Raw genomic sequence first — 16,748 nt, 5'->3', positions numbered from 1 at the left:
ATCTTATATCTGAGGCTCGACCATCGGAGTGGCGACCGCTCCCGCGCGGGGCGGTCGCCGACGCGCCAACGGACCAGGACGCCCGCCATGGAGCAGACACCCCCCAGCATCCTGATCGTCGAGGACAGTCAGGTCCTGCGCGAGGTCTACAGCGGCTACCTCGCCACCGAACCCTACCGCGTCGCGGCCGTCGAGACCGGCGCCGAGGCGCTCGCCGCGCTGGCCCGGCACCCGCCGCACGCGATGCTGCTCGACCTGCGCCTGCCCGACATGGACGGCATGGAGATCCTCCGTCACGTCGGCGCGCAGCGGTTGCCGACGGCGGTGGTGATCATCACCGGACACGGCTCGGTCGACCTTGCCGTCGACGCCATGCGCGAGGGCGCCTTCGACTTCATCGAGAAGCCCTTCAACGCCCGGCGCCTGCGCGTCACCCTGCGCAACGCGCTCGAGCGCCAGCGTCTCTCCAGCCTGCTCGACTCCATCCAGGAGACCTTCGACCGCGACCGCTACCACGGCTTCATCGGCGCCTCGCTGGCGATGCAGGCCGTCTACCGGGTGATCGACAGCGCCGCGGCGAGCAAGGCCACCATCTTCATCACCGGCGAGAGCGGCACCGGCAAGGAGGTCTGCGCCGAGGCCATCCACCGCCAGGGACCGCGCCGCGAGGCGCCCTTCGTCGCCCTCAACTGCGGCGCCATCCCGCACGACCTGATGGAGTCGGAGATCTTCGGTCACGTGCGCGGCGCCTTCACCGGCGCGGCGCGCGACCGCGTCGGCGCCGCCGGACAGGCCGACGGCGGCACCCTGTTTCTCGACGAGATCGGCGAGATGGACCTCGATCTGCAGACCAAGCTGCTGCGCTTCGTCCAGACCGGCAGCTTCCAGCGCGTCGGCTCCACCCGCCAGGAGGCGGTCGACGTGCGCTTCGTCTGCGCCACCAACCGCGACCCGCTCAAGGAGGTCGCCGCCGGGCGCTTCCGCGAGGACCTCTACTACCGTCTCCACGTCATCCCCATCGAACTGCCGCCGCTGCGCGCCCGCCAGGACGACATCCTGCTGCTCGCCGAACACTTCCTCCTGGGCTTCGCCGCCGAGGAGGGCAAGGCGTTCCAACGCTTCGCCCCGGCCACCGCGGCGCTGCTGCGCGACTACCACTGGCCGGGCAACGTCCGCCAGCTGCAGAACGTCATCCGCAACGTCGTCGTGCTCCACCAGGGCGAGACCGTCGACCCCGAGATGCTGCCGCCGCCGCTCTCCGAACACCTCATCACCCCGCCGCGCGCCACCCCCACCGAACCCGCCCAACCGGCGCCCGCCGCTGCAGCCACCACCACCACGCCCGACCCCGGCATCCAACCCCTGTGGCGCGTCGAACGCGAGGCCATCGAACGCGCCATCGCCCACTGCGACGGCAACATCCCCCGCGCCGCCGCCCTCCTCGAAGTCAACCCCTCGACGCTGTATCGGAAGCGGCAGGCTTGGCAGAGTGGGGAAGGGTAGTCGTCCGAGCTTTGTTTCCGTCGATCGTTCAGAGAACGCTTCCGTACGGGAACGGGCTTTTTAGATAGAAGCAGTCGGTTTCTGCCTTGCGCGCAAGTGTCATCAACAATTGCATTTACACAAAAGCGTCAGCTTTTGGGCTGTGTGCGAAAAATCTTCTGATAAGTGGGTTTCTATTTATAACGCAGCTCGGGGTCGCAGCGGTTCGTTACAGCTTCCCGAGCAGTAAGGGGGGTTGCCTCAAATATCTTGCCGGGTTTTTCCGGGATTTGGGTGCTATTTTGTCTCTTAAGTGCTGTCGCGATACATTAGCGATTCGAGGGATCTTGCATGAGCAACATAATCTTCATGCTTTCTAAAAACACTACATAGTCGCCCATCTGCACCGCGGGATTTTGCTTTCTTCCAGAGAGATTCTCTGTCAATAACAGAGCCAACTTTTTCTTCTATAAGCGGCCTTCTATCAAAAGAGCTATAGCAATTGGAAACCAAAAAGCTTCCTTCTTCAAATTCCATGACTGCTTTTTTTGTCAATTTCCCAGAGTAAACCGGCTTTCCAATCGACTCTTTTCTGCCAACCTTGTGTATTGCGGAAATTATTTGGTTTTTCACCTTGCTCAGTCCTTCGCTTGTGCTTACTGCAAACTTCCCAGCAAGGAGGGGTGAGTAGCCTTTAATTTCTTCGAAACTGATTTTGTGCCAAACAGGGAGAATAACCTTGTCACCTCCTATCTCACGTGCGTACAGTCCGTCAATCTCAGATTTTGGCCAGTCTTTAGAGAAAAAATTATGACTTAAAATAACTATCCCAAATTGAGAATTTGCCAACCCTTCATCAATCTTTTCTCTTAAGCTGTCACCTAGGGATATCTCACTTTTATCAAGCCAAATTTTTAAACCGGCAGCCATTAGAGCCTTTGATAAAGGAAGGGCTACTTCTTCTTTGTCTTCAGAGGCGTGAGAAATAAAAGCATCCCATATAACTTCATTCATGCGCAATAATCTCTTCAGTGATTCCTGTCAGTCAAGTCCCCTGAGATTGTATACCCACTTCGGGATTTTCTGTATCGCTTGCTCTCCAAGCGTTGATCGTCATTCTACGTCAATCCTTTGGGCACGGAACTCTGGGGGAACCCCAGGGCTTTTCGGCCCGAGATGCCCGTCTCGCACCTCAATAGCGTATCAATTTATCACCGCAACCGCCTTGACCGGCGCATGTACTTGTAGTCCAGGGTAAAGGCAAACACGTTCCCAGGAGTGGCGAGCGATGCGGGCGAGCGGGCCGCTTTCGGAGGGCGTTGACGTCGAGGCCGCCGAGTGCTGATGACGCTTCGCGTGGGTACCTCTATGACGATACGGACGGAGAAGGCGGAGAGGGCGGGAAGAATGTTGGAGATGGCGCACCGTCGTCGTGTCAACGGGGACATTGTCGAGCGCCCCGCGCGTCTAATGGGATACGCCCGCGCCCAGCGGGCCTATCCCCCGACAGCCTCCATAAACGCACCAAGCCGCGCCTCGTCCAATGCGCCGGCGGTGCGCACACCGGTGCAGATGTCGAGGCCGAAGGGCTGGACCTGGACGATTGCCCGCCGCACGTTCTCGGCGTTCAGGCCGCCCGCCAGGAACACGGGGGTGTGGGATCTCTTGACGATCTCGGCGCTCAGCGACCAGTCATGGGTGCGGCCTGTTCCGCCGAGTTCCTTGACCCGCAGCGATGGGGTCCCGGAGTCGAGCAGGATGGCATCGACCTCGCGGCTGAGGGTCTGCGCCTCTTCGACCGACGCCGCGCCCTTGACGTGGACGACCTGGATCAGCGATACGCCGGGGAGCGCCCGGCGGATCGTCTGGTGCGCGCCGCGTGGCAGCCGGTCGCACAACTGCAGCGCATTGACGCCGCAACGCCTCTGCTGCGCGATGATCTCGGCCGGATCGGTGCGGCTGGTGAGGAGGAAGGTGGCGATCGGCGGCGGGATTCGCGCGGCGATCTCGGCGATCTCCGCCTCGGAGATGACGCCGGGCCCGCTGGGCATCTCCGAAACCAGCCCGAGCGCCGACGCGCCGTAGCGGATGGCCAGGGCGGCCTCTTCACTGGAGCCGATGCAGCAGATCTTGACGCGTTGCATGCGTGCCTCCCGTTGTCACCCATCGAGGTCGCTGGTAAGACGGCGACAACAGTGTGACGAGTCGAGCGGCGGGGCTCAATCCATCACCGCCACCGCCTTGACCTGCGCATGCACCTGCTGGCCGGGATGGAGGCGGAGGCGTTCCCAGGAGTGGCGGGTGATGCGGGCGAGCAGGCGGCTCTCGGGGGTGGTGCCGACGGCGAGGCCGACGAGGACCTGGGACGCGCTGAGCGGGTGCATCTCGACGATGTGCGCGGGCAGGACGTTGAGGATGCTGGAGGTGCCGGGGTCGTCGAGGGCGATGCTGACGTCGCGGGCGTGGATGCGTACGCGCACGGTCTCGTCCACCGCGCGGTCGAGCCGTTCGAGCATCAGCGAGGCGCCGGGGATGGCGACGCGGGTGAGGCCGTAGCGCGCATCATGGGCGCGCACCCGCCCGCTGAGCAGGGCGCTGGCGGTCTCCTCGCGCGCCAGCGGCAGGTCGAGACGGGTGAGCATCTGCTGCGCCGGACCGGCGGCGCGCAGCCGTCCGGCCTCGATCAGCAGGATGTGATCGGCCAGCCGGGCGACCTCGTCGGGGTCGTGGCTGACGTAGAGCACGGGGATCTGCAGGTGATCGTGGAGACGTTCGAGATAGGGCAGGATGTCGCGCTTGCTGGTGTGGTCGAGCGCGGCCAGCGGCTCGTCCATCAGCAATAGCCGGGGGCTGGTGAGCAGGGCGCGGGCGATCGCCACGCGCTGACGCTCGCCGCCGGAGAGCCCCGCCGGATCGCGTCCGAGCAGTGGGGCGATGCCGAGCAGCTCGACCACCTCGTCGAGGTCGACGCGCCGCTCGCGCGCCGGGATGCGGCGGCGTCCGTAGTCGAGGTTGGCGCGCACCGAGCGGTGCGGGAACAGGCTCGGCTCCTGGAAGACGTAGCCGATCGGGCGGCGATGGGTGGGCAGGAAGCGGCCGCTGGCGTCGTCCTGCCAGCAGGCCTCGGCGAGTCGGCAGTGACCGGCGGCGCGCTCCAGCCCGGCGACGCAGCGCAGTACCGTGGTCTTGCCGCAGCCGGAGCGCCCGAACAGGGCGCTGACGCCGCGCGCCGGGACGCGACAGGCAAGATCGAGGCTGAAGTCGCCGCGATCGAGACGGAAGGCGAGGTCGAGCACGTCAGCCATGACCGATCCGCCGCATGCGTTGGCCGAGCAGGTTCATCATCAGCACCACCAGGAAGGAGAACAGCACCATGCCGCCGGCGAGCCAGTGCGCCTGGGCCCACTCCAGCGACTCGACGTGGTCGTAGATCGCCACCGAGAGCACCTTGGTCTCGCCGGGGATGTTGCCGCCGATCATCAGGATCACCCCGAACTCGCCGACGGTGTGGGCGAAGGCGAGCACCGCGCCGGTGAGCAGCCCGGGCAGCGCCAGCGGCAGGGCAACGTCGAAGAAGCGCGCCAGCGGCGAGGCGCGCAGGGTGGCGGCGACCTCCAGCGGGCGCTGGCCGATCGCCTCGAAGGCGTTGTGCACCGGCTGCACCATGAAGGGCAGCGAATAGAGCACCGAGCCGACCACCAGCCCGGCGAAGGTGAAGGGCAGGGTGCCGAGCCCGAGCCGCTCGGTGAGCGCGCCGATCGGGCCGTGCGGGCCGAGCAGCAGCAACAGATAGAAGCCGAGCACCGTCGGCGGCAGCACCAGCGGCAGCGCCACCAGGGTGGCGACGATCTGCTTGAAGCGCGAGCGCGTCTGCGACAGCCACCAGGCCAGCGGCGTGCCCACCACCAGCAGCACGGCGGTGGTGAGGGTGGCGAGCTTGAGGGTCAGCCAGACCGGGGTGAGATCAAGGGACACGGCGGTGCTCCGGGCGGGGATGGGGCGGAGGCGGTGACGCCCGGCGCGCGCCGGGCGTCGTCACGCTCAGTCGGTGGCGTAGCCGTAGCGGGTGATCACCGCGCGCGCCTCGTCACCCTGGAGGTAGTCGAGCAGCGCCTGGGCGGCGGGGTTGGCCTCGGCGCCCTCGAGCAGCACCGCGTCCTGACGGATCGGGCTGTAGTGCGACTGCTCCACCTCCCAGCGCGAGCCGCTGGGGTCGAGGGCGATCTGCGCCAGGGCGACGAAGCCGAGTTCGGCGTTGCCGGTGGCGACAAACTGGTAGGTCTGGGCGATGTTGTCGCCGCGCACCAGCTTGGGCGCGAGGGTCTCGGCCAGCCCCAGCGACTCCAGCACCTCCATCGCCGCGGCGCCATAGGGCGCGGTCTTGGGGTTGGCGATCGCCAGGCGGTCGAACGCGCCCGACTCGAGCAGTGCCGCGCCGTCCGTGATCAGCTCGGGGTCGGTGCTCCACAGCGCCAGCTCACCGATGGCGTAGGTGAAGGGCGCGCTGGCGCGGCCCTCATCGACCAGCAGCGCCGGGCGGCGCTGGTCGGCGGCGAGGAAGACGTCGAAGGGCGCGCCGTTGACGATCTGGGTATAGAGCTTGCCGGTCGAGCCGAAGCTGATCCGGGTGGTGTGCCCGGTGGCCGCCTCGAAGGCGGTGGCGATCTCCTTCATCGCCGCGGTGAAGTTGGCCGCGACCGCGACCCGGACCTCCTCGGCCTGGACCAGGGTGGTGGAGCCGAGCAGCAGCACGGCGGCGGTGAGTGAGCGCAATGGGGTCGACATCCTTCGATACTCCTTGTCGCTGACGGGGATGGGTGGCGTGGTGGGTCTCAGTCGCTGACCGCGAGGATGATGTGCGGGGCCTTGATCAGCGCGCAGGCGCGCTTGCCCTCGGCCAGTTCGAGTTGATGCGCGCTCTCGGCGGTGATCATCGCGGTGACCCGTGCGCCGCCGTCGAGCGCGAGCACCACCTCGGTGTTCACCGGCCCCTCGATCATCCGCTCGACGGTGCCGCACAGACGGTTGCGCGCCGAGGTGCGCAGCCCGCCGTCCTCGGTGGTGATGAGCACGAAGGAGGCCTTGACCAGGGCGTAGGCCTCGCGCCCGGGTTCGAGGCCGAGCGCCTCGACGCTCTCGTTGGTGACGATCGCCACCAGCGGCGTGCCCTTGAGGTCGAGCACCACCTCGGCGTTGACCGCCCCGCGACGCACCGCGGTGACCACGCCGTGCAGATGATTCCTTGCGCTGACCTTCATGTTGATGACTCCTAACAGACGATGGAAATGGTCGAAGTCGCGCACGCCCTCGCCGAGTCGTTCGAGAAAGCGCCGGTGCTCGCGCTCGGCGGTCTCGAACACCGTGATCAGCCGTCGCCCCTCGGCGGTGAGCTCGGTGCCGCCGCCGTGGCGTCCGCCGGTGCGACGTTGCACCAGGGGCGCGGCCGAGAGGTTGTTCATCGCATCGACCGCGTCCCAGGCCTGTTTGTAGGAGATGCCCAGGGCGCGCGCCGCCTGCGAGATCGAGCCGGTCTCGTCGATGCGGCGCAGCAGTGCGATGCGCTCGTGCCCGGCGAAGCGGCTGGTGTCGAGATCGAGCCGTAGGGCGCCCGAGGTCTTGAGTCGGGCGTGGGTCTCTGCGGCATGGGGCATGATCGCGGCCTCTGTTGACTCGGTGACAAGGGTTATATCGAGGGCGATATAACGACGGGCCTAGCCAAGCAATACCGATGCCAAAAAAGGAAGTCCCCGTGATCCGGATGCTTAGGAAGCGACGGGTGGCGAACGGCAGGTGGCGGTGCACCGCATCGAGGCATCTTCGGTCGCCCCTGCACCAGGATGGGAGGTCCCCCCGACCCCGTGCTCGGCGAGGAAGTCGATCAGGGCACCGACATGACGCTCGATGTGCTCGACCGAATCATGCCCGGCGCCGGGCACCTCGTACAGCCGCGCCCGACCGGTGGGGGCACGTTCGAGGATGCGTCGGGCGTCGCGCGGCGACACGCTGGTGTCGGCGGTGCCGTGGACCAGCAGCAGCGGACAGCCGATGCGCGCGGCGGTGTGCAGCGGGGCGATCTCGGCGAAGCGGTGGCCGATGCGCCACTCGACGTGCCGGGTGGCCAGCCGCGCCAGCCAGCGCGGCAGGCGCAGCGTGCGCAGATAGCCCTCGGTGACCTCGGCCGGGTCGGCGAAGGCGGCGATGCTGATCACCGCGTCGGGCAGCGGGTTGTCGGCGGCGTAGAACAGGGTCGCGCCGGCCCCCACCGAGTGCCCGAGCAGGGCGAGACGGCGACAGCGCGCCGGATGGACGCGGCGCAACCAGTCGACCGCCGCCTCCAGGTCCTCGGCGAAGCGCGGCAGCGAGGAGAAGGTGTCGCCATCGCTGTTGCCGTGGCTGCGCGCGTCGAACAACAGCACGTTGAGCCCGGCGCGGCGGAAGGGCGCGGCCAGCGGCAGCATCAACTCGGCGCTGCTGCCCCAGCCGTGGAGCACCACCAGGGTCGCCTCGGCGTCGGGCGCGGGCAGCAGCCAGGCGAACAGCCGGCGACCGCGCCGGGTGGGGATGACGCAGGTCTCGAAGTCGAGCCCGAGCGCCGCCGGGTCGTGGCGGGCGCGTCGACGCGGGGCGCGGAAACCGAGCTGCACGGCGAGCGCGAGCAGGCCGAGCAGGGTCGCGGGGAGCAGCAGGAGGGTGAGCAGGATCATCGTCGGGGGCGGGTGAGGGGTGAGGGGGGAGGGGTGAGGGCGGGGCGTCGCGCCCCGCCGCGCGCCCGGGCTGCCCCGGGCGCCCGTTGCCTCAGGGCAGGCTGATGCGGGTCATCACCCCGTCCTTCAACCGCCAGTGCTTGAGCCCGGCGGCGGTGTGGATCAGCACCAGCACGAAGATCGCCAGCGCGCCCAGCCCGTGATAGAAGAACAGCGTCTTGGCAAGCTCCGGGTTCTCGGCCAGCGGCAGCTCGATGCTGAGACCGAAGAACTCCAGCGGGTAGCCGGCGCTGACCACGGCGACGGCGCCGCCGATGGTGATGGCGAGCAGACCGAGATAGAGCAGCACGTGCAGCGCGCCGCCGACGAACTGCTCGCCCTTGCCGAGCGGCGGCTCGTAGGCCGGGGCCGGCGAGCGGCGACGCAGCACCAGACGCAGCAGGGTCAGCAGCAGCACGGTGGCGCCGACGCTCTTGTGGATGGTCACCAGGGTGGCGGCGAAGTCCTCGCCGAAGAGATTGGCGATGCCCTCGTAGCCGAGCGCCCAGAACAGGGTGCCGGAGCAGAGCAGGCCGAGCACCAGCAGGGCGACCAGCCAGTGCAGCAGGCGTTGGGTGAAGGTGTAACGCGGTTGGGCCAAGGGTTGTTACCTCGCGATCGGGATGCTGGGTCTGTCGTGGTGACGACAGGGTCGGGAGCTGGCCGGGGCTCGGGGGCGCGCGTCGCCGCCCGACGGCGGTGCGCGACGCGGGCGCATACGTGTCCCTGAGCCGGTTGCGCCGGTCGGCTCCGGGCTAGTTATACCAACCCGCGTCGGGCCCTGACCAGCCGTCTCGGCGGGCGCCGGGAGCGCCCAGAACGGGGCCTTGGACGCAACGACCGATGTCCTTGCCAGCGCCGCCGCGGGTGTGTTCAGCGCGGCATCTCGGCGCGCAGCGCGCGCTGTTCGAGCAGCGCGCCGTCCTCGCCCTGGGGCGCGATCCGCCGCAGCGACAGCCAGCGCCCGTCGTCGAGCCGCCAGGCCAGGTGCGACTCGGCGTGGACCAGCACGGCGTAGAAGGTCTCGCCGTCGTCCGAGCGCGGCTCGAAGCGGCGGTAGTCGCAGACGCAGAGACAGGGCGCGCCGGCGGCATCGTTGCCGATGATGCGCCGCGCCGTCACCTCGTACTCGCGATAGATCCGCAACCGGCGCGGCGCGATCAGGCGCGCGCGCCAGTGGTGCCCGAGCAGCGCCCGCCAGGGCGCGAGACAGGGGTGATCGGGGTGGTCGAGCTCGATGGTGGATGATGCCCGCATGGCGAGTCCTCCCGCTGGTGTTGAGCGATGCGCGCCCCGGGGGTCAGACCCCGCGCGCGAAGCGGACCTGAACGTCGCGCGGCGGCGCCAGATGCGGCGCGCTGGTCACCAGCAGCCGCGCCCCGGCGCGCGCATAGTCCTCGGCGTTGGCGGCGTTGACCCCGCCGGCGGCGGCGACCAGTGCCGTCGAGCCCGCGGCGGCGAGCGCGGCGACCGTCTCGGCGACCGCCGCGGGGCTGAACTTCTCCAGCTGGATGACATCGGCCGCGGCCCAGACGAGCGCCTCGGCGCCGTCCTCGACCTCGACCACCACCCGCTTCTCCGGGCAGCGGCGGCGCAGTCGCGCGATCGCCGCGGCGGGCTCCTCGTCGAGGAACAGACGGTGCTCGGCGAACACCAGCAGGGTCTCGGAGAGCCCGGTGCGGTGCATCGCCGCGCCGGCGGCGCGCGCCGCCTTGACCGCCAGGCGGCGGGTGCCGGGGACGTTCTTGCGGGTGAGTGCGACCAGCGCCTCGGGGTGGCCGCGGCGCGCCGCTTGCTGGATCTCGGCGGCGCGGCTGGCCACCCCCGAGCACCACTCGACCAGGGTCTGCGCGCTCTTCCACGCGCGGTGCAGGATGCCTGCCTCGGCGCTGGCCTCGAGCAGCAGGGTCTCGGGCGCGGCCCGCTGGCCGGAGGCGGCGTGGAGGGTGGCGCGCGCGCCGCACAGCTCGAACATCCGCGCCGCCTCCTCGATCCCGCACACCACCATGGGGTCGCGGGCGAACAGGCGGATCTGGCCGGGCCGGGCGTCGATCTCCAGCGCCTCGGTGGTAAGGTCGCCGTAGGACACGTCCTCGGCGAGCAGCTGCTGCAGGCGGTGGTCGTCGAGCGCCAGGGGTTGGGGTCGGATCATGGTCAATACCTCGTGGATTGGATGGTTTTAGCCGTCCCCGCCGGGAGCGCGATGGCGCAGCCCGGGGGGACGTCGAGCAGGGTGCGCTCGCCGCGCGCCGGACAGGGCAGGGCGCGCGGCAGGTGGATGCGCAGCGCCGTGCGGTCGGGCAGGCGACAGCTCAGCGCGCGATAGGGGCCCATGTCGATCACCCGTGCGATCTCGACGGCGAGCCCGGCGCGGGCGCCGGGGCGCGGGCCGTCGGGCAGCAGCGCGACCACGCTGTCCTCGCGGCGGGGTGCGCGCGCCAACTCGACCCGGCCCCAGGGGCCGCAGGCCGCGCGCCCCTCCCAGCGCGTCACCGCCAGGGTGTTGGGCCAGCCGAGCACCCGCGCGACCTCGGCATCGCCCGGTGCGGCGAACACCGCCTCGGCCTCGTCGAGCCGGCGCAGCCGCCCGCCGATCATCACCCCGACCCGGTCGGCGCACTGGCGCGCGTCCTCCAGGTCGTGGCTGACCAGCAGGGCGCAGGTGGCGGTCTCGGCGATCAGCTCCTGCAACAGCAGCCGCAGCGACTGGCGCAGACTGGCGTCGAGCGCCGAGAAGGGCTCGTCGAGCAGCAGCAGCGCTGGCGCCGGGGCGAGCGCGCGCGCCAGGGCGACGCGCTGGCGCTGACCGCCGGAGAGCTGCCCGGGGCGTCGCTGCGCCAGCCCGCCGAGTCCGACCCGCTCGATCCAGCGCGTCACCCGCGCGGCGCGATCGGGCGCGCGCGCGAGCCCGTAGCCGATGTTCTCGGCGACGCTGAGGTGGGGGAACAGGGCGTGGTCCTGGAACATGAAGCCGAGGTCGCGCCGGCGCGGCGCCAGGTCGATGCCGGCGGCGCGCGCGTACCACAGCCGCTGGCGGTGACGGATGTGCCCGGCGCGCGGGCGCTCGAGCCCGGCGAGCAGCCGCAGCAGGGTGCTCTTGCCGCCGCCGGAGGGGCCGAGCAGCGCGGTGATCCCGGCGCCGGGCAGCGCCAGACGCAGGCGCAGGTCGAAGCCGGGGCGACGGAAGGCGAGGTGGGCGGAGAGTTCGGTCATCACAGTCGTCCGAGTCGGCGCAGGAGCAGGAACAACACCAGCGAGATCCCCCCGAGCAGCAGCGAGAGCCGGGTGGCGCAGGTGAAGTCGCCGTCGAGCACATGGTTGTAGATCGCCAGCGACAGCGTCTCGGTCGAGCCGATGAGGTTGCCGCCGAGCATCAGGGTGATGCCGACCTCGCCGAAGGCGCGCCCGGCGCCGAGCGTCAGCCCCGCCGCGAGGCTCGGGCGCACCGCCGGGATCACCACCCGCCACAGCGTCTCCAGGCGCCCCTTGCCGAGGGTGTAGGAGGCCTCGACCAGCACCCGCGCGCTGCCCTCGATCGCCGACTGCACCGGCTTGACCACCAGCGGCAGCCCGGCGATGAAGGCGGCGAGCACCAGCGCCGGGAAGGAGAACACCAGCTCCCAGCCGAGCTGCGCGTGGAGCGGTGCGCCGAGCACGCCGTGGCGCCCGAACAGCATCAGCAGGAAGAAGCCGATGGCGATCGGCGGGAACACCAGCGGCAGCGACACCAGCGCATCGAGCAGCCAGCGCAGCGGGAACGACAGGCTGAGCAGATAGCCCAGCCCGACCCCGGCGACGAGCAACAGCGCCAGGGTCACCGCCACCACCCGCAGGCTCAGCAGCAGGGCGTCGGGCGAGCAGGCGAGCAGCGCGGACATCGATGATCCCCCGATCCCGTCAGTAGACGAACTGGAGCTGCAGCGCGAGCCGGTCGTCGAGCGCGGCGAGCAGCCGGTTGGCGTCGGCCCGCGCATCGAGCCCCGGGGCCTCGGCCTCGCGCCACTGATAGTTGGCCATCACCTGCCAGTGACGGTCGATGCGGTAGCGCAATCCCAGCGTCCAGGTGGTGAAGCGACGATGGTCGGCGGCCGACTCGGTGCCGCGGTCGTAACGGTCGTAGCGCAGATCGAGCCAGGTGCGCGGGGCCAGCCGCCAGCCGCCCTCGAGGTACCAACCCTCGGCCTCGCCCTCGGGCAACAGGTTGCGCCCGGCGATGCGGGTGGCGGCGTTGTTCCAACTGCCGGGCACCGCGCCGCCGTCGCTGCCGGCGAGGATCATGCCGCGCCCGACGAGGTACTCGCCGCTCAGCCGCCAGCGCGCCGCCTGGTGGATGACCCCGGCGCCGGCGCGGGTGCGCAGGTGGCTGCCGGGGTCGGCGCCGTCGAGCTCGCGCCGTCCCTGCTGCCACCAGCCGAACAGCTTGGTGCCCTGGCGCGCGGCGCCGCGCCCGCCCTCGACGTACTCGCTCGACCAGTAGAGATAGAGATCCTTGTGGCCGTCGTCGTCGAGTCGCGCGACGCCGTTGCCGTTGCCGAGCATCAGCGCGTAGCTGTGCGCCCAGGGCCCGCCGCCGGGGAGCACGCCGAAGAGCTGCGCGCCGATGTCGTGATAGAGCGAGCGCGGGCCGCGCGGCGCGTTGGCATCGAGCGGGTCGCTGCCGTCGTGGTCGAGAAAGGTCTCGTTGAGCAACTGATCGACCGCGGTCGAGACGGCGAAATAGGGCTGGCGCGGGGCCGGGCGCAGCGCCTCCTCGCTGCCCGGCGGCTTGAACTGGCCGAGACGCAGACGCAGCGCCGGGTCGATGCGATAGCTGAGGCTGGCGTCGATCAGCTGCAGTTCGTCGCCCTCGCGGGTCGCGCCGTTGTCGCCGGCCTCCACCGCGACCAGATAATCGAGCGGCGCGCCGCCCGGCACCCGCCCGCGCACGCCGAGGCGCAGCCGGTGCAACTGCCAGCGTTCGGCGGCGCGCTTGTCCGGCCCCAGGCGGTTGGCCGCCATCCCCTGGCCGGTCCAGCCGCCGACCGGGATCGGGGTGTCCTCGCCCCGTTGATAGGCGAGCTGGGCGAAGCCCCAGGGACGCAGCGCGCGCGTCCCCTGCTCGGGTTCGCTGCCCTGGAGAAGCAGCCAGTTGGCCGCCTGGGCGAGTCCGGGGGCGAGTCCGGGGGCAAGCAGCGCGGCGCCCAGCGCGAGCGCGCGCATCCTGGTCGAGTCGGTCATGGCAAAGATCCTTGGGGCGAGGCGCGCGCCCCGGTGGTGACTGAGCCTCACAGCCCGTATCCGGCGAGCAGGTCGCGGGCGGCGGGGGTGGCGACGAAGTCGAGGAAGCGCTCTGCCGCCGCTCCGGGGGCGCGGTGCGTGGGCACGCCGATGACGATCTCGAGCGGCGCGTAGTGGCTCGGGTCGATGGTCTCGACCACCAGCCGCTCGGTGTCGAGCGCGCGCGCCTCGGTGGCATTGATGAAGCCGGCCTCGACGCTGCCGGCGCGCAGGTGCGCGGCGACCTGGGGGACGGTGGCGAGCACGGTCAGGCGCTCGGCGAGCGGCTTGCGCAGCCCGTCGTGTTCGAGTGACTGGAGCGCGGCGCGGCCATAGATCGCCCGCGCCGGATCGGGCAGGGCGATGCGGCGAAAGGCCGGGTCGGTGAGCGGTCGACCGGCCAGCTCGGCGGTGCGCACCAGCACCAGCCGGCCGCGACCGAAGGGCTGGGTGCGGGCGAACAGCCCGCTCTCGGCGAGGAAGCGCCGCTCGCCGACGACCAGCGCCACGCGCGCGCTGGCGCGGGTCTGGGCGAGCACCTGGCGCATGTTGCCGAAGGCGGCCTCGACGCCGATGCCGCTGTCGCGCTCGAAGGCCTGGTAGAGCGCGAGCAGCGGGCGCTTGTAGCCGGCCCCGGCGGCGATCAGCAGACCGTCGTCGTCGGTGGCCGCGTGCGCCGGCAGGGCGCAGCAGAGCATCAGCAGGGCGATGAGCAGGGGCATGATGGAGTCTCCTTGTCCACGGGGTCAGAGTTGCATCGTCAGGGTGAGCGAGAGGGTGCGCGGCGCACCCGGGTAGTAGCCGATGGTGCCGGGCTGGGCGTCGTCGCGCCCGGCGTCGATGACGGCGACATAGCGGGTGTCGAAGAGGTTGTCGACGGCCAGCGAGAGGCTCATGGCGCGGTGGCGGTAGCCGAGGCCGAGATCGAACAGGGTGTGGGCGTCGACCGGCTCGGTATTGACCGCGTCGCCGTAGCGTCGTCCGACGTGACGCACCACCGGGGTCAGGGTCCAGGGACCGTGGCGGTACTCCAGGGCGAGGCTGGCGAGCCACTCGGGGGCGTCCGGGACCTGGTTGCCCCGGGTGGCGAGCAGGCTGTCGGCGGCGGTGCGGATGTCGGTGTCGAGACGGCTGCGGTTCCACGACAGGCTGGCCACCAGGTTCCAGTGCGCGTCGGCGCGCCAGCGCGCCTCGAGCTCGGCGCCCTGGGTGTGGGCGCGCACCCCGCCCTGGAGATAGCTGAGATCGAGCGCCGGGTCGTAGGCCATCACCTGCTTGTCGCGCAGCCGGCCCCAGTAGAGCGCCGGCGCCAGGGTGAGGTTGCCGTGGCGCCAGCGCAGCCCGGCCTCGATGGTCTCGGCGCGCTCGAAGCGCAGCCGCTGCCACAGCGACTGGAGGTCGATCCCGGCGGCCTCGAACCGCTCGCGCGCGTTCATGTAGCCGCTGTAGAGCGGGCCGAGCCAGGGGTTGCCGATGGTGCGTCCGAGGGCGAGCCGGGCCTCCAGCCCCGGGGTGAGTTCACGGCTCAGACTGAGGCTCGGCAGCCAGGCCGCGAGGGTGACGGGCGCGGTGCCGAGCGCCGGGTCGACTGGCGGGTCGAGGTCGAGCGCCGCGCCGTGGTCGAGATCGGGCAGGGCGCTGGCGTCGTAACCGGTGATCGCCGGCAGGCGCAGGCGCAGATAGCGCGTCCCCAGGGTGTAGCGCCAGCCGCGCCGCTCGCCCTCGATCATGGCAAAGGGGCTCTCGTAGGCGCGCTCGCCCTGCTCGGCGAGGATGCCCCAGCGCGAGAAGCGCAGCGCGCCCTCGGCATCGACGGTGTAGAGGCGCTGGCTCAGCGGCGGCGGCATCGAGCTGAGGCGCTGGCTCCAGTGACCGAGGGTCAGGGTGGCGGCGTCGAGTTCGAGCTGCAGCTCGGCGACGGCGCCATACTGGCGCTGGTCGACCTCGACGCGAGTGATGCCGGTGCGCTTGCCGGTGAGCCGCTCGCCCCGGGTCTCCAGCCAGTAGGGGCGCAGTTGCAGGCGGGCGCGTGGTCCGAGCTGCCAGCTCAGGGTGGCGAGCAGGTTGTCCTCGGTGTAGTGCTGGGTGTTGTAGGCGTAATAGTTGGCGTCCTCGCGCGCCGAGCCGGTGAGCGTGGCGTGGTAGCCGAGCGTGCCGTAGCGCTCGAGGTCCTGGCTCTCGGCATGGGTCAGCGGGCGATAGGCGTCGCTGTGGAAGCGGTTGTGGGCGCCGTAGAGGCTGAGCGACAGGTCGGCGCCGAGCGGTTGCGCCCAGCCGAGGTTGAGGGTGTCGCGGCTCTGCCCGCCGGGGCCGCGCCACTGCTCGCCGGCGGCGCTGGAGGCGGAGAGGAACAGCCGGCTCGCGGCGGCGCCGATGGCGCCGCTGTCGAGCCGCGCGAACAGTCGGTGGAAGTCGTGATCGGCGCGTGCCACCCGCGCCATCACCCCCGGCTGCTGGCGCGGCGCGCGCAGCCCCAGCGCCAGGCTGCCGGCGAGGTTGCCGACCCCGAGGCCGACCCCGGCCGGTTGCGGGCCGCGCCACAGGGTGAGTCGTTCGAGGTTCTCCAGGTCGTAGAGGTTGCCGACGCCGCCGCGCCCGGCGCTGGTCGAGGAGGGGGTGCCCTCGATCGTCACCGCCAGCCCGGTGGCGGTGGAGGCGGCGATGGCGCGCAGCCGCAGCGTTTGTTGCTCGGTGCTGAGCGCGTTGGGGTCGGCCTCGGCGCGGTTGACCGAGGGGGTGAGGTCGAGCGCGCGGTAGGGATTGACCTGGGCGGCGCCGCCGCGCGCCTCCAGGGTGGCGCCGTCGAGCTCGGTGGTGGCGTAGTCGCCCGCGTCCGATGCGATCCGGGTCGCGCTGATCTCGATCGCGGGTAGCGGTTGGGCGGGCTCGGCGCCGGCGGCGAGCGGCCAGCACAGCGGGGCGAGGCAGCATCCGAGGGTTCGCATTCTTGGGGTCTCGTCCATGGTGTGCGCGCCTCAGTGGGGCGATGTCGGGTTGGGGTGGATCCAGGGGCCGTCGCGGTTGGCCGCGCGCAGCGCCGCCTGGCCCTCGGCGCCGAGCAGGTAGTCGGCGAGCCGGCGGGCGCGCGCGCGCCGCGCGTCATCGGCGGGGTGGGCCGGTCCGGGGAGGGCGAGGACGAAGTGCCGGCGCATCTGCGGATCGTCGTCGAGCAGCACGGCGAGCCCGGGGTGGGGGAGACGGCCGAAGGCCACCGGGATCTCGCCGGCGATCACATAGGCGCCGCGCGCGCCGGCGTCGATCAGCGCG

General features: G+C 70.5%; 17 protein-coding genes. 1 reads left to right on the top strand and 16 read right to left on the bottom strand.

The annotated features are described in order from the left end of the window. The first annotated feature begins 87 nt into the window (after positions 1–87). A complete protein-coding gene (locus EBL85_RS14710; protein ID WP_123143301.1) occupies positions 88–1,503 on the top strand; it encodes a sigma-54 dependent transcriptional regulator in 1,416 nt (471 codons plus the stop codon). Positions 1,504–1,791: 288 nt separating this feature from the next. Here EBL85_RS14710 and EBL85_RS14705 read toward each other — a convergent pair whose 3' ends face one another. The 16 genes from EBL85_RS14705 to EBL85_RS17245 all read right to left on the bottom strand — a co-directional run. Beyond that, positions 1,792–2,496, bottom strand: a complete 705-nt coding sequence (locus EBL85_RS14705; RefSeq protein WP_123143300.1) for a toll/interleukin-1 receptor domain-containing protein — start codon at positions 2,494–2,496, stop codon at positions 1,792–1,794. Between the two features lie 482 nt (positions 2,497–2,978). Then, positions 2,979–3,626 (bottom strand): phosphoribosylanthranilate isomerase, encoded by a 648-nt coding sequence (locus tag EBL85_RS14700; protein WP_123143299.1) that lies wholly within the window; start codon positions 3,624–3,626, stop codon positions 2,979–2,981. Positions 3,627–3,701: 75 nt separating this feature from the next. After that, positions 3,702–4,787: a molybdenum ABC transporter ATP-binding protein gene (gene modC / locus EBL85_RS14695; protein WP_123143298.1), complete on the bottom strand. Its 1,086-nt coding sequence runs from the start codon at positions 4,785–4,787 to the stop codon at positions 3,702–3,704. Further along, on the bottom strand, positions 4,780–5,457 hold the full coding sequence (modB, locus tag EBL85_RS14690; RefSeq protein WP_123143297.1) for a molybdate ABC transporter permease subunit: 678 nt from the start codon (positions 5,455–5,457) through the stop codon (positions 4,780–4,782). The genes modC and modB overlap by 8 nt, the downstream gene beginning before the upstream one ends. A gap of 66 nt (positions 5,458–5,523) precedes the next feature. After that, positions 5,524–6,267, bottom strand: coding sequence for a molybdate ABC transporter substrate-binding protein (modA, locus tag EBL85_RS14685; protein ID WP_123143296.1), 744 nt, complete (start codon positions 6,265–6,267; stop codon positions 5,524–5,526). 47 nt (positions 6,268–6,314) lie between these two features. Beyond that, positions 6,315–7,133, bottom strand: coding sequence for a TOBE domain-containing protein (locus tag EBL85_RS14680; RefSeq protein ID WP_123141738.1), 819 nt, complete (start codon positions 7,131–7,133; stop codon positions 6,315–6,317). A gap of 111 nt (positions 7,134–7,244) precedes the next feature. Further along, complete coding sequence (locus EBL85_RS14675) at positions 7,245–8,186, bottom strand: alpha/beta hydrolase (RefSeq protein ID WP_223806164.1); 942 nt, start codon at positions 8,184–8,186, stop codon at positions 7,245–7,247. Positions 8,187–8,277: 91 nt separating this feature from the next. Beyond that, positions 8,278–8,826 (bottom strand): cytochrome b, encoded by a 549-nt coding sequence (locus EBL85_RS14670; RefSeq protein ID WP_123141739.1) that lies wholly within the window; start codon positions 8,824–8,826, stop codon positions 8,278–8,280. 272 nt (positions 8,827–9,098) lie between these two features. Then, positions 9,099–9,482 carry a hypothetical protein gene (locus EBL85_RS14665; protein ID WP_123143295.1) on the bottom strand — a complete coding sequence of 128 codons (384 nt, stop codon included), beginning with the start codon at positions 9,480–9,482 and terminating at the stop codon, positions 9,099–9,101. A gap of 43 nt (positions 9,483–9,525) precedes the next feature. After that, a complete protein-coding gene (modD, locus tag EBL85_RS14660; RefSeq protein ID WP_123143294.1) occupies positions 9,526–10,377 on the bottom strand; it encodes a ModD protein in 852 nt (283 codons plus the stop codon). 2 nt (positions 10,378–10,379) lie between these two features. After that, complete coding sequence (locus EBL85_RS14655; protein ID WP_123143293.1) at positions 10,380–11,438, bottom strand: sulfate/molybdate ABC transporter ATP-binding protein; 1,059 nt, start codon at positions 11,436–11,438, stop codon at positions 10,380–10,382. Continuing rightward, positions 11,438–12,103, bottom strand: a complete 666-nt coding sequence (locus tag EBL85_RS14650; RefSeq protein WP_123141743.1) for a molybdenum ABC transporter permease — start codon at positions 12,101–12,103, stop codon at positions 11,438–11,440. Before EBL85_RS14650 ends, EBL85_RS14655 begins: the two co-directional genes overlap by 1 nt. Before the next feature lie 19 nt (positions 12,104–12,122). Beyond that, positions 12,123–13,442 (bottom strand): porin, encoded by a 1,320-nt coding sequence (locus tag EBL85_RS14645; protein WP_123143292.1) that lies wholly within the window; start codon positions 13,440–13,442, stop codon positions 12,123–12,125. A gap of 47 nt (positions 13,443–13,489) precedes the next feature. Next, positions 13,490–14,203: a molybdate ABC transporter substrate-binding protein gene (gene modA, locus EBL85_RS14640; RefSeq protein WP_123143291.1), complete on the bottom strand. Its 714-nt coding sequence runs from the start codon at positions 14,201–14,203 to the stop codon at positions 13,490–13,492. Positions 14,204–14,227: 24 nt separating this feature from the next. Further along, positions 14,228–16,426: a TonB-dependent receptor gene (locus EBL85_RS14635; RefSeq protein WP_123143290.1), complete on the bottom strand. Its 2,199-nt coding sequence runs from the start codon at positions 16,424–16,426 to the stop codon at positions 14,228–14,230. Between the two features lie 30 nt (positions 16,427–16,456). Next, the coding region (locus EBL85_RS17245; RefSeq protein WP_223806163.1) for a hypothetical protein at positions 16,457–16,748 on the bottom strand (292 nt) is incomplete at its 5' end.

This window comes from Marichromatium sp. AB32 (assembly GCF_003718675.1).
GTDB classification, from domain to species: Bacteria; Pseudomonadota; Gammaproteobacteria; order Chromatiales; family Chromatiaceae; genus Marichromatium; species Marichromatium gracile.
The sequence above is the reverse complement of the archived record's forward strand: the minus strand, read 5'-3'. Positions and strand labels throughout refer to the sequence as shown.

Coding starts and splice junctions, on each gene's coding strand:
- EBL85_RS14710 (WP_123143301.1), top strand. CDS start 88: ATGGAGCAGACACCCCCCAGCATCCTGATCGTCGAGGACAGTCAGGTC.
- EBL85_RS14705 (WP_123143300.1), bottom strand. CDS start 2,496: ATGAATGAAGTTATATGGGATGCTTTTATTTCTCACGCCTCTGAAGAC.
- EBL85_RS14700 (WP_123143299.1), bottom strand. CDS start 3,626: ATGCAACGCGTCAAGATCTGCTGCATCGGCTCCAGTGAAGAGGCCGCC.
- modC (WP_123143298.1), bottom strand. CDS start 4,787: ATGGCTGACGTGCTCGACCTCGCCTTCCGTCTCGATCGCGGCGACTTC.
- modA (WP_123143296.1), bottom strand. CDS start 6,267: ATGTCGACCCCATTGCGCTCACTCACCGCCGCCGTGCTGCTGCTCGGC.
- EBL85_RS14680 (WP_123141738.1), bottom strand. CDS start 7,133: ATGCCCCATGCCGCAGAGACCCACGCCCGACTCAAGACCTCGGGCGCC.
- EBL85_RS14675 (WP_223806164.1), bottom strand. CDS start 8,186: ATGATCCTGCTCACCCTCCTGCTGCTCCCCGCGACCCTGCTCGGCCTG.
- EBL85_RS14665 (WP_123143295.1), bottom strand. CDS start 9,482: ATGCGGGCATCATCCACCATCGAGCTCGACCACCCCGATCACCCCTGT.
- modD (WP_123143294.1), bottom strand. CDS start 10,377: ATGATCCGACCCCAACCCCTGGCGCTCGACGACCACCGCCTGCAGCAG.
- EBL85_RS14655 (WP_123143293.1), bottom strand. CDS start 11,438: ATGACCGAACTCTCCGCCCACCTCGCCTTCCGTCGCCCCGGCTTCGAC.
- EBL85_RS14650 (WP_123141743.1), bottom strand. CDS start 12,103: ATGTCCGCGCTGCTCGCCTGCTCGCCCGACGCCCTGCTGCTGAGCCTG.
- EBL85_RS14645 (WP_123143292.1), bottom strand. CDS start 13,442: ATGACCGACTCGACCAGGATGCGCGCGCTCGCGCTGGGCGCCGCGCTG.
- modA (WP_123143291.1), bottom strand. CDS start 14,203: ATGCCCCTGCTCATCGCCCTGCTGATGCTCTGCTGCGCCCTGCCGGCG.
- EBL85_RS14635 (WP_123143290.1), bottom strand. CDS start 16,426: ATGCGAACCCTCGGATGCTGCCTCGCCCCGCTGTGCTGGCCGCTCGCC.